At 69.0% G+C, this 11,048-nt stretch carries 11 protein-coding genes; 5 read left to right on the top strand and 6 right to left on the bottom strand.

Features of this window, described 5'->3' with window-relative positions:
- Nucleotides 1–135: 135 nt before the first annotated feature.
- A complete protein-coding gene (locus IG64_RS36930) occupies nt 136–861 on the top strand; it encodes an alpha/beta fold hydrolase (protein ID WP_037864844.1) in 726 nt (241 codons plus the stop codon).
- A 308-nt stretch (nt 862–1,169) separates the two neighbouring features.
- Nucleotides 1,170–1,751, top strand: a complete 582-nt coding sequence (locus IG64_RS36925; protein WP_037864843.1) for a Dps family protein — start codon at nt 1,170–1,172, stop codon at nt 1,749–1,751.
- 57 nt (nt 1,752–1,808) lie between these two features.
- Here IG64_RS36925 and IG64_RS36920 read toward each other — a convergent pair whose 3' ends face one another.
- Nucleotides 1,809–2,339: a carboxymuconolactone decarboxylase family protein gene (locus tag IG64_RS36920; protein ID WP_051813825.1), complete on the bottom strand. Its 531-nt coding sequence runs from the start codon at nt 2,337–2,339 to the stop codon at nt 1,809–1,811.
- Between the two features lie 95 nt (nt 2,340–2,434).
- On the opposite strand from IG64_RS36920, the gene IG64_RS36915 reads away from it, so the two are divergent.
- A complete protein-coding gene (locus IG64_RS36915; protein ID WP_037864837.1) occupies nt 2,435–3,454 on the top strand; it encodes a pirin family protein in 1,020 nt (339 codons plus the stop codon).
- A 575-nt stretch (nt 3,455–4,029) separates the two neighbouring features.
- On the opposite strand, the gene IG64_RS36910 is transcribed toward IG64_RS36915, so the two are convergent.
- On the bottom strand, nt 4,030–5,517 hold the full coding sequence (locus tag IG64_RS36910; RefSeq protein WP_051813823.1) for a phosphodiester glycosidase family protein: 1,488 nt from the start codon (nt 5,515–5,517) through the stop codon (nt 4,030–4,032).
- Entirely contained in the window at nt 5,514–6,179 is a 666-nt protein-coding gene (locus IG64_RS36905) for a peptidase inhibitor family I36 protein (RefSeq protein WP_234438751.1), read from the bottom strand. The genes IG64_RS36910 and IG64_RS36905 overlap by 4 nt, the downstream gene beginning before the upstream one ends.
- 1,609 nt (nt 6,180–7,788) lie before the next feature.
- On the opposite strand from IG64_RS36905, the gene IG64_RS36900 reads away from it, so the two are divergent.
- Nucleotides 7,789–8,034, top strand: coding sequence for a hypothetical protein (locus tag IG64_RS36900; RefSeq protein ID WP_037864831.1), 246 nt, complete (start codon nt 7,789–7,791; stop codon nt 8,032–8,034).
- A gap of 123 nt (nt 8,035–8,157) precedes the next feature.
- On the opposite strand, the gene IG64_RS36895 is transcribed toward IG64_RS36900, so the two are convergent.
- From IG64_RS36895 to IG64_RS39875, 3 genes are all read right to left on the bottom strand, one after another.
- On the bottom strand, nt 8,158–8,658 hold the full coding sequence (locus tag IG64_RS36895; protein ID WP_158771759.1) for a hypothetical protein: 501 nt from the start codon (nt 8,656–8,658) through the stop codon (nt 8,158–8,160).
- A gap of 398 nt (nt 8,659–9,056) precedes the next feature.
- The gene (locus tag IG64_RS41405) at nt 9,057–9,572 is read right to left on the bottom strand and encodes a hypothetical protein (RefSeq protein ID WP_158771757.1); all 516 of its coding nucleotides are present in this window, start codon (nt 9,570–9,572) and stop codon (nt 9,057–9,059) included.
- Nucleotides 9,569–9,898, bottom strand: coding sequence for a hypothetical protein (locus tag IG64_RS39875; protein ID WP_234438750.1), 330 nt, complete (start codon nt 9,896–9,898; stop codon nt 9,569–9,571). The genes IG64_RS41405 and IG64_RS39875 overlap by 4 nt, the downstream gene beginning before the upstream one ends.
- 676 nt (nt 9,899–10,574) lie before the next feature.
- On the opposite strand from IG64_RS39875, the gene IG64_RS36890 reads away from it, so the two are divergent.
- Entirely contained in the window at nt 10,575–10,880 is a 306-nt protein-coding gene (locus IG64_RS36890; protein ID WP_234438749.1) for a hypothetical protein, read from the top strand.
- Nucleotides 10,881–11,048: the final 168 nt, after the last annotated feature.

Genomic DNA, 11,048 nt, shown 5'->3' with positions numbered 1-11,048 from the left:
TCGTGATGCTCAACGCCCTGCGCGAGACCCACGCGGCCCAGGCCGCCATCACGATGGCCGCCGGCACCCTGCGCGCCGCCCTGCACCAGGCCTGAACCCTCCTGCGCACGTCCTGAACGGAACCGGATCCCCACCATGACCACACCCGCATCCACCCCCACCGTCCTCCTGGTGCACGGCGCGTTCGCGGACGCCGGCAGCTGGAGCGGTGTCATCGAGCACCTCCAGGGCCACGGCATCCCGGTGATCGCCCCGCCCAACCCGCTGCGCGGCCTCGCGGCCGACGCCGCCTACGTCGCCTCGGTCGCCTCCCAGATCGAGGGGCCCGTCGTGCTGGTCGGCCACTCCTACGGCGGCGCGCTCATCACGGTGGCCGGCACCACCGAGAACGTCGTCGGCCTCGTCTACGTCGCCGCCTACGTCCTGGAGGAGGGGGAGAGCCTCGGCGAGCTGCAGGGGCGTTTCCCGGCCTCCCCGCTGGTGAGCAACCTCAAGGAGTGGACGTACCCGGTGCCCGGTGGTGACCGGGCCGTCGAGGTCACCATCACCGAGGACGCCTTCCCCGCGGTCTTCGCCGCCGATGTGCCGGCCGAGACCACGAAGGTCCTGGCGGCGGCGCAGCGTCCGCTCGCCGCGGCGGCCTTCGAGGAGACGGCCTCCGCCGCCGCCTGGCGGACCAAGCCGTCCTGGGCCGTGGTGGCCACCGCCGACCGGGCGATCGACCCGGAGGTGGAGCGCTTCGGCGCCAAGCGTGCCGGAGCGACGATCGTCGAGCTGGAGGGCGCCTCCCACGCGGTCGCCGTCTCCCGGGCCGCCGAGGTCGCCGACGTGATCCGCGAGGCGGTCGCCGCGACGGGCTGACCCACGCCATGCCGAAGGGCCGCGCGGACGACTTACTCGTCCGCGCGGCCCTTCGGCATGCGGTCCCGGAGAGCAGCGCGGGAGGGGGCAGGCGCGCGGTGGAACCGTGCACGGGGGCCGGTGCGCGGAGGCCGGGGTACGCCGTGCACCGAAGGCTCGACGGGGGAGGGGCAAAGGGGCCGCGGCGGGCCGGACGGCGGGTGTCTGCGCTGTCGGGCACGCGCCCGTGCGCTCTGCGGCAAGGCGCCCCTGACCAGCACGTCTAGCGTCATCCGGGTACGCAGCACACGAACCGCAGGAGGCGGAACATGACCACTGACACCTCGCACGCGCAGGCCGGCAGCCAGCCCCGGCTGCACCAGAAGGGCCGGATCATCCAGGAGTTCGGCACCGTCAAGCAGTTTCCGCTGGCGCTGTCCTTCGAGGCACGTATGTACTCCTGCCAGCGGCTCAACCAGGTGCTCGCGGACACGCAGATCCTCTACGGCCTCTACAAGAAGCACCACTGGCTGATGCGGGGCGCGACCTTCTACCAGCTGCACCTGGTGCTCGACCAGCACGCGGCACAGCAGCTCGCCCTGGTCGACACGCTCGCCGAGCGCGTCCAGACGCTGGGCGGCGTGGCGGTGGGGGACCCCCGCCATGTCGCCGAGATCACGTCGGTGCCGCGCCCGCCGGACGGCGTGGAGGAGGTGCCCGCCATGCTGTCCCGTCTGCTGGAGGCGCACGAGACGATCCTGGCCGACGCCCATGACGCGGCGGCCCGGGTGGCCGAGCAGGGCGACGACGGCACCAACGACCTGCTGGTCTCCCAGGTGATCCGTACCGGCGAACTGCAGACGTGGTTCCTGGCGGAGCACTTGGTCGACACTCCTCTGGTCCGGGCCTGAGCGCACAGGCGGGCGGCCCGGTCGAGGGCCGCCCGTGCCGCACCCGGCGGAGCCCGGTCAGACCGGGCGGGCGCCGGAACCGGGGGAGCGGGAGCCGGCGGGCGTGCCGGACACCTCGCGTACCGGGTGCTTGCTCAGGACGGAGACCCGGTTGAAGGCGTTGATGGTGATGGCCACCCAGACCACGGCGGAGATCTCGTCGTCCGACAGCACGGAACGCGCGAGGCCGTAGGCGCTGTCCTGTGCGTCCGCGTCGGCCGGATGCGTGGTGGCCTCCGCCAGGGCGAGCGCGGCGCGCTCACGCGGGCTGAAGAGCTGGGTGTCGCGCCAGGCGGGCAGTACACCCAGGCGCCGTGTGGTCTCGCCGGCCCGCAGGGCGGTCCTGGTGTGCAGATCGAGGCAGAAGGCACAGGCGTTCAGCTGCGAGACACGTATGTTGACCAGCTCGACGAGCCGGCGGTCGAGTCCGGCGTCGGCCGCGACCGCGCGGACCGCCTCGGCCGTCGCGGACAATGCGCGGTAGGCGCTGGGACTCTGCTTGTCGACGAAGACCCGTGCCCGGGTGGTCGTCGGCGCCGTCTCGGGCACGTGGTCTCCTTCATCGGGCGGTGTTCGGGTGTACGTCCTATCATCATGACGTTAATGTTGAAAATCGAACTTCTCTGAGGGGAAGGAGCCGAACGGTGAGCAATACCGAGACCCGGCCCGCCGAGCTCATCTGCGGCACCGTCGCCGAGGCCGGCCCGCACACTGAGGCCGGTCCGGACACCGGGGCCGGCAGGCCGGGGCCGGCCCCGGCGGACATCGAGGTCCTCGGCCCCCGGGACGTCCCGCTGGGCGGGCCCCGCGCCATGCGGGTGCGGCGCACGCTGCCCCAGCGGGCCCGCACGCTGATCGGCGCATGGTGCTTCGCCGACCACTACGGCCCCGACGACGTGGCGTCGACCGGTGGCATGGACGTCGCCCCGCACCCCCACATCGGCCTCCAGACGGTCAGCTGGCTCTTCAGCGGCGAGATCGAGCACCGGGACAGCCTGGGCACCCACGCCTTCGTCCGGCCCGGTGAGCTGAACCTCATGACGAGCGGCCACGGCATCAGCCACTCCGAGGTGTCCACCCCCGCCACCACCGTCCTGCACGGCGTGCAGCTCTGGGTCGCCCTGCCCGCACAGCACCGCGACACGGCCAGGGACTTCCAGCACTACGTCCCCACCGCCGTGCCACTGGAGGGCGGCGAGGCCCGCGTCTTCCTCGGATCGCTCGCCGGGGACACCTCCCCGGTGCGCACCTTCACGCCGCTGCTGGGAGCGGAGCTGTCCGTGACCCCCGGCGCCACCGTCACCCTCGACGTGGACCCCGCCTTCGAGCACGGGGTGCTGGTCGACAGGGGCGGCATCGTCCTCGACGACACCACCCTCGAACCGGCCGACCTCGGCTACGCGGCACCCGGCCGCACCGCCCTTACCTTGACGAACCGGGGAAGTGAAACGGCGAGACTGGTCCTGCTGGGCGGACCGCCGTTCGGCGAGGAGATCATCATGTGGTGGAACTTCATCGGACGGTCTCACGACGAGGTCGTACAGGCTCGCGAGGACTGGATGAAGGGAACCCGCTTCGGCGAGGTGCGGGGCTACGACGGGGCTCCGCTGCCCGCGCCAGAGCTGCCGAACACAGCCTTGAAACCCCGAGGAAACAAGCGCTGACCTGCGAGAACAGGAGCCGTCTGCCAGGAAGCCGTGATCGCTTCCGCGCCTGCCGGGCAACGCGGGAATCCCACGGCGTCTGTGTTCGGCACCAGCCGCATGCATGCCTCTGAAGCTGCCTGCGATGTCCAACGTAGGGGCATCTGCGGGCAGCTTCAGCCGTACCAATGCTGACCCTTTGCTGACTTACCTGACGGTGCATCAGGCGTGAGGGGGCGTGGTGTCCTCCGCGCCCGAGTCCCTCACGAGGCGCCAGTGACTCGGTCGCCGCGACGCCGGCGGCTACGGCCTGGCGGGCCGCGACCGGGCTGGTGCATCCGCAGCCGGTTGCAGACGCCCCGCCGGTTGCCGTACCTCTTCGGCAGGTGGACCCACCTTCGGCAGGTGGACCCACCGCGAACCGGTCCGGAACTCGGATGCGATCGCGTCGATCACTTCACGATGATCACGCCACCGGCCACCACGCTTCGGCGTCCGGTCGGCAAGAACGGTCGAATCCGCGCCCGCTGCGCGTCAGTCAACGGCACAGGCGGCCCAACGAAAGCAGATCCGAACGAGACGGCCTGGTGGCGACGCTACTTCTTGTACATGCCGTAGCCGCTGATCCCGGCGTAGACGGTGTCGGCGACCGCCCGGTGCACGTACACGCCGCTGACCCGGTCCGTCGGCGGGGTGCGCACCACGGTGCCGCCGGTACTGGTGGCGGTGATCAGGGTCGCCGAGCCGCCACCGTCAAGGTTGAGTGCGTCGATCAGGCCGAGTTCGTCGGAGTCCAGGAGTTCGCCCCAGGCGTGCAGCCAGGCCCCGTCCTCGTGGGTGGTGGTGTTGTCCGTCCGGGGCTGTCCCGTCAGCGTCACGAGGACCGTGTGGCCGCGCACGTTGGTGCCGAGGGCCACCCGTGAGTCGGTGCAGATGGGGGTGCCGTCGGCGCCGGGGCCCGTGGCTCCGCAGGTGTTGGGCAGTTCCGTTGCGACGGCGCCGTCGCGCAGGAGCTGGTGGAAGGAGCTGACGACGTCGACCGACGGGTCCAGCGGGATCTCCCGGCCGAACCGCTCGTCGGTGAGCTTCTGCGAGACGGTGAGCGTGCTGCCGAGGCGCGCGTGATCGCGGAGCCAGGTGCCGCCGGTGCCGGTGCCCTGCAGGATGCGCCCGTCGGACGGCACGTAGACCTCGGTGGTGCTGTCCTTGCCGCCGCCGCGGCCCGGGTGGGCGGCCGTCACCTTGCCGGTGGAGTCGAGGACGACCTCGTAGCCCGCGTCGTCGTCCGTGGTGACGTACGGGTCGAGGCCGGGCTTGGGCACCGGGTACTTGTAGTCGGAAGTGAACAGGATGATCTCGTCGGCGTCGACGTAGACGCTCTTCTGCCCGCCGGCCTGGTCCTCGGTGAGGGCCCGGTCGTCGCCGTCGCGGGCGCAGCCGCGGGCACGGCCGGGGTCGCGGTTGATGTCGTCGAAGGCCACGGTCCCGGATCCGTCGGAGGGGGTCAGGCGCAGCTTCGTGCTGAGCTTGGTGATGTAGGGGACGCCGTACTGGATCACGGCGCCGTTCGTGCCCTTGCCGTCCGGGCCGAGGCAACTGGCGCTGTGCAGCACGCCGTCGGTGACCGAGACGCCCACGTGCTGGAGGGTGACGGGCCGGTCCGTGCTTCTCAGCTGCGGGTGGGCGGGTTCCGACTTGAACAGGCCGCCGTTGACGCCGGCCAAGGGGTGCCGGGACGCCACCGGGCTGACCCCGGCGAGCTGGTCGGCCACCGTCTCGGCCAGGCCGTCGCCGCCCGCGCCGACGGTGCTCTGCAGGTCGAGCGGGGCGGTGGTGGGATCGATCTCGACGACCTGGAGGAGGCGGGGTCTGGTGCGGTTCTCCAGGTTCTTCTCGGTCCAGTTGGTGACCGTGATTCCGACGGGGAGATCCTTGGCGCCGGGCACGTCGGCCTGCGTCCAGTTCGCGGCGAGCAGGCTGGGCTCGGTCGTCGTGGGCGAGGCGGTGGCGGTCGACGTGGTCAGGGTGAGGGCCGCGGTGAGGGCGGCGGCCACGGCGAGGGCCGGGCGCAGGGGCGTGGTCACTGGCACTCCGAGGTTCCGTTGACGAGTTCGTGGGAGCGGAAGGTGCCCGCGAACGGGGCAGGGACGGTCACGCTCTGGCCGCGCAGCACGACGTACGCGCCGTAGGTCGTGCTGCCTTGCGTCCAGGTGCCCTCGTACGTGGCGGTGGGGTAGAAGCAGAGGTGCTTGCCGGTCCGGTTGGACACGGACGCGGAGGGGGCCCCGGAGCCGTAGCTGTTGCCGTAGTTGTGGGTGTCGGGGTCGGTGTCCGGCTTGTCGAAGACGGTCATCGCGCCGCGCCCGTTGCGCTCGGCGAAGGTGCAGACCTGGGTGTCCTGGCAGCGCTCGTAGCCGGTGAAGCACAAGGCCCGGGTGGGTACCAGCTTGTACGAGCCGATGATCCAGCGAGTGCCGTCGACCACGTACTCGTCGGGGGAGGTCGGCTTGACGGTCTGGAGGCCGCCGCCGTATTCAGGCCTGCCGTACATGCAGGCCCACATGCGGGTGTTGTTCTTGACGGACAGGATGGTGCCGGAGTCCCGCTCGGCCGTGGCGCCCTCGATGACGTCCGTGCGGGTGCCGGTCCCGCCGCTGCCGTCGTAGAGGCACAACCGGTCGGCGGGGCAGTCCGAGAAAGGGGCAGCGTCCGCCTTCCCGGCAAGGGTGAGCAGCGCCGTGCCCAACAGGGCGAGGAGAACCGCGAAAAGCGAGCCTCGGCGCATAGCTGTGCGAATGGGCGTGGGAATGATGTTCACGAGGGACGATCTTGCACGCTCGTCCGCGGCCCGTCGAGAGCGAACCGGGTCGAACGCGCTCCGAGTTGGGCGAGGACGAACAGCGGCGCAGTGCTCGACGCGCTCGACGCCGATCCGGAGCCGGTCTCCCATAGAGTCTGAGGTCCCCGCTAGTACTCCAGTCGCAGCTCGCTATCACTTCTGGTCAGAGCCGTGGGCCTGAGTGCACTCGGATGACGTCACGTCAGGTTGTGGAAGTGCCTGACCTCGGATACGGCGGGCCGTTGCGCTTGTCGTGCAAGACGATGTACAGCTGAGCTAGAGACCAGCCAGCGGTGTGACCTGCAGAGATGGCCGATCACGCGCCACTGACCTGCACGAATGCTCTTTCCACTGTTTCCCTCTCGTGCTCGTTGATGCAGCCGGAAGTCCCAGAAAAGTCCCAGGGCGCTCCCACGGTCCGCAGCCACTCACACTCCTTCGGGTCCATGCAGCTTGGGCGGGCGCGGTGTGAGCTGGTGCGCGGGGACCACCGCGTGATTCGAGCCGGTCAAGTGCCGGCGCTCGGCCGCCGCTGTACCCGCTCGCCCGGCGGGAGCGGCCAGGCTCCCCACCGCACCCCGGGCACACCCGCAGCGAACCGGTCCTCGGCGTTCAGCCAGGGGCCGGTTCCGTGCTTCAGGTCGACCCCAGAACCGGCCTCTCGCGTCTGGGAGACGCCCTAGCCGGAGTCCGGAGCGAGGTGGTCCGCCGGCGCTGCGGCAGACCACCTCGGTCGACGGGTCAGGGAACCCAGAGTTCCCAGCGGCCCGGAGCTCCGTCAGCGGCTACGCACACGAAGTCGGACCACTTACCGGTGTTCTGCCCCCAGACACCGTAGTTGCTGCAGTCGTAGGGGGACTGGAAGGTGGCGATGTATCCCCAGCCAGGCGGTCCTCCCTGTACGGATGCTGCGGAATGCGAAACTGTTCGGCCTGGCGCCGCGGCGGCGGCCGAGGCCACCCCTGCCGTCGAGGCGAGCGCAACCGCAACCGCACTCGCGAGTACCAGGAGTCTGGCCTTTCCCATGCATCTACCTCCTTGTGTGAGGATCGTTGCGTTCCGTCAGACGCATGGATCCGTACGAAGGTTGAGGCAGCTCCCACACCCGATGCCGTTCAGCCTGAACGGTGATGCGGCTGCTCGGGAATCTGCGCCGTCGGCGAGGCGCAAGCCGGTGTCCAACCCCGCCCCGCCGCCTGCGTACTGTTCCTGGCACTGCTCTTGCTCATGGTCGTTCTATCCGGCTGCTGCATGATGGCTACGGAGGCAGCGCCGCATTTGCGCGGCCCAGCCCGGCACACGGGGGCTGCTCGTCCCGCAGGCACTGCCATCACGTGCTGCACCTGCCTTCCCAAGGGCGCGAAGATCGATCAGCACAAGTGCGTGGGCGACGCCAACCAGAAGTGGTGCTTCGTCATCGTCAGCGCGATTCGCCCGAGCTCCGCGAACCTGGACGCTGATTCCCCGTACGTCCTGATCTCCGCAGGTACCGGCGGCGGCAAGTCGGCCATCCTGCGTGCACGCGTTCGTCCTCGACCTCAAGCGGATCTCTCACACGTGGACGCGCGGCGTGCCCGGTGTCACCTTCTGCCGGGACATCGCCGAGATCAATGACGCCCTGATCCGGCTGGCGCAGGAAGGCAGGCGCCGACTCGCCCCCCCCGCGGAGCAGCTGGCCGACTGCGTCCTGCGGGTGGCGCGGGAGGAGTCGGAGACGAGTGCCTCTGCGGCCTCGGCGTCCGCTTCATCCAGGAGCTCCTGACGGTGGGACCGTCGCCGCTGCTGTCCACGGCGGCACCTGCGGCTGCCTGATCCAGATGCCGACGCAGCTGCAGTAGCGCGACACAGTGAGAATCAGTGCCAGATCCGCCCGGTCACAGCGGGATCAGAGGCGGGCGAGATCGGATCCGGGCACGCTGGTGCAGTTGCCCACCGGCAGGTTGATTCCGATGATGTGCTCGTTGTCGGCCGTGTCCGTGCAGACCGGGATCCGCAGACTGACATTGCTCAGGTCGGCGTTCTCCAGAATCGTCAGTTCGCCTGCGTTGTAGTCACGGGCGCGGATCTGGGTGGTGTCCGTTGCGGGAGATGTTGTGCGGCTCGAAGAGTGCGTCTGGGGCGGGGTGACCGTCAGGCACTTCCCCTGCGGGCTCTGCCCGACGGGCACTGCCTGCGCGGTCACGGTTGCCTTCAGCGGTCCGGTGTTCTCCACGCACAGCGCCACGCGCATGCCGGCTGCTTCCTGCTGGGTGCCGCGGTACAGCTCGACGCTGCGGACCTGCGGGGCCCGGATCTGCTCGGCGGCCGAGACGGGGGCGGCGACCGAAGCGGCCAGGGCCAGCGCTGCGAGAGCGGCACCGGTCACGCGAGAGATCGCACAGAACATGGGGGCACTTCCTTTCAGGCGGGAACGATCGCCGCGGAAATGCCCGTTCCAGGGGCGGGCAACTGCGAAACAGCACCGCGCGCACCCGAACGAGGGACAGTACGGGACACCGGACCGCGCCAGTGAGTGATCCGCCCGCTGTCCCGTCGCGGGGAGGTGCGGCAGCGCACGGTGCCAGCGTGCGGGGAGGCGCCACCAGCCGGAAGAAGCGGCGTGCCGAGCATCCCGGCGACTTCGTGCCCGTCCGCATCCCTGGGACCGGCCCTCCGGCTGCGCTGCTGCCGGATTTGGAGGTACGAGGCGGGAGTGGCTATGGCCATGCCGGGTTGAGTGTCCGCCTCGCACCTCACCGGCAAGTTCGCGAACGCCGCCACGCCTCTTCTTGCAGAAAGCTGCGGTCAGACTTTACTGACACGCCAGGCGATTGCTCCTGTTGCGTTGGACTTCCCGGAGACTTCGAGCAGTAGGTCAGGAGAACCCGGGAATCGAACCATCTCCATGGATCGATCGCATGGAATGGTCTTGGGCTTCGTTCCCTCCGCAGGATCGAATGAGACCTCCACGTCGCCGCTCCCGACGCATATGACCGCCACGCGGTACTGAAGCCCTTTGCTCAGTCCGAGCTGCGTATGCAGTCCATCGCGCACGCGCTCCGCCCCCGAGGCGACGAATTTCCCCTTCTCATCAGCAGCTGTGCTGTTCAGGACACTCTGCGCCTGAGCAATGAGCCGTTGCTCTGCTGCTTGCTGTGATGGCGCCGTGCTACTGGCGGAGGGCGAAGGTGTGGTGTGAGTGGTCCGGCTGGATGCGTGTTCGTGGGACGATGAGCAGCCCGCGAGGAGCAAACCCGACACCAGAGCAGCCCCGACCGTAAGTTGACCGCGTCCCATCAGCAGGCTGCCGATGGCGGTCACGATGAGGTCTCCCAGTACTTCCATCCCATGGACTTCGTGGGAAGCTTCGCCGTCCCTGTCGCAACCTTGACTATGTGGCAGCGGTCGGCGCTGCTTGCGTACTTCGCCCACGAAACCTTATAGCCCCAGGAACCATACTGGAGGTGCCCGTACTTGTTCTTGGCGATTTCGTGGGAGTATTGATGCCCAACCGAAATGGCGAAGCTATCCCCGATTGCAACGCTCACGGTGGTTTTGGCCTTCGCGATGATTGCGCCCGCCGAAAATTCGCCGCATCCCGTTACAGTGGCCGAGATGGTACCGGTTTTGGTGACACTGACGGTCATGGTCCCTCCCGGCCCGTCCTTGTATTCTGTACCATTCCACCAAGACGGTACGAAGTAGGAGGACTTCCCAGTGATGCCGTAGTACGGGGTGATCGCGGGACCATCGCGCCGGGCCGGTTTTCGTTATGCGGAGCTTCCGTGATCGGAGACTCTACCGTGTCGTCCGCCAGGCCATCGTTGTTGTCCACGGGGTCCGGGGCTTCAGGGGTCGGATCGTCTGCGGTTTCCGCAATTTGAACGGCGGGCGATGTCGGCTCTGTGTCTGCCGCCGCCGTCCCCGCCGCGGCCATGCAGAGCAGCAGGGTAGCTGCTGAGGAAGCCATCACTGTTTTGCTTGCATAGATGCCCATGGGACACCTTTCCATATGACCGCCCCCCGGCGGTCGAACAACTGGACACTATGCGGGTTGGCATACTCACTACAAGAGGTTGATCAACTCCTTGAACCTCACCGGAGGTTGAGGGCTCCCAGAACTACCGCAAGCCTCCTGACCGCCCCTCATAGCAGAAACCAGCCGAGAACGACCGGAGACCGGATCAGGCCATATGCAGTTCCGGCCAAGGAACGACGGCACCGGAGGCGGGAGATCGGCCAGGACGCCGCATGCAGCTTGCGCCAACTTTTGCCAGATGCGGCGGAGTGGGTCTCACCCGCGCTGCCCGGCCATACCGTTTCGTGAACGGGTACGCGCCGATGAAGGTCACGCTGCGCCAGGTCATGTACCGCCTGGTCTCCGAGGGTGCGCTGCCGCACACTGCGCCGATGTACCGCCGTCTGTCCGCGCAGCTGGCCAAGGCCCGTCGGGAGGGCCGGTTGCCCGACCTGATCGACACCGTCCGGGAGATCCACTTCTCGCCCGTCTGGACGGGCGCGGACGCGTTCCTCGCGGAGATGCCCGACTGGTTCCGCCTCGACCGCACCGAGGGCCAGGAGCACGCCCTGTACGTTGCGGCAGAGTCGACACCCAGAGCCCCCTGCTGACCTCACGGATGACCAGTTCGAACCCACGACAAGAACGCAGGGCATCCGCTGGGGCGGACGACCTCTCATAGCTGCGGCCTGACCTACCGCGCCGCCCGCAAGGCGGCCGCGATCTGAACGACGTCCAGGTCGACGACGACCTCCTCGGTGTCCCACACCCCGCGCGAG

The sequence above is a fragment of the Streptomyces sp. NRRL S-340 genome, assembly GCF_000720185.1.
Taxonomy (GTDB): Bacteria; Actinomycetota; Actinomycetes; order Streptomycetales; family Streptomycetaceae; genus Streptomyces.
The sequence above is the reverse complement of the archived record's forward strand: the minus strand, read 5'-3'. Positions and strand labels throughout refer to the sequence as shown.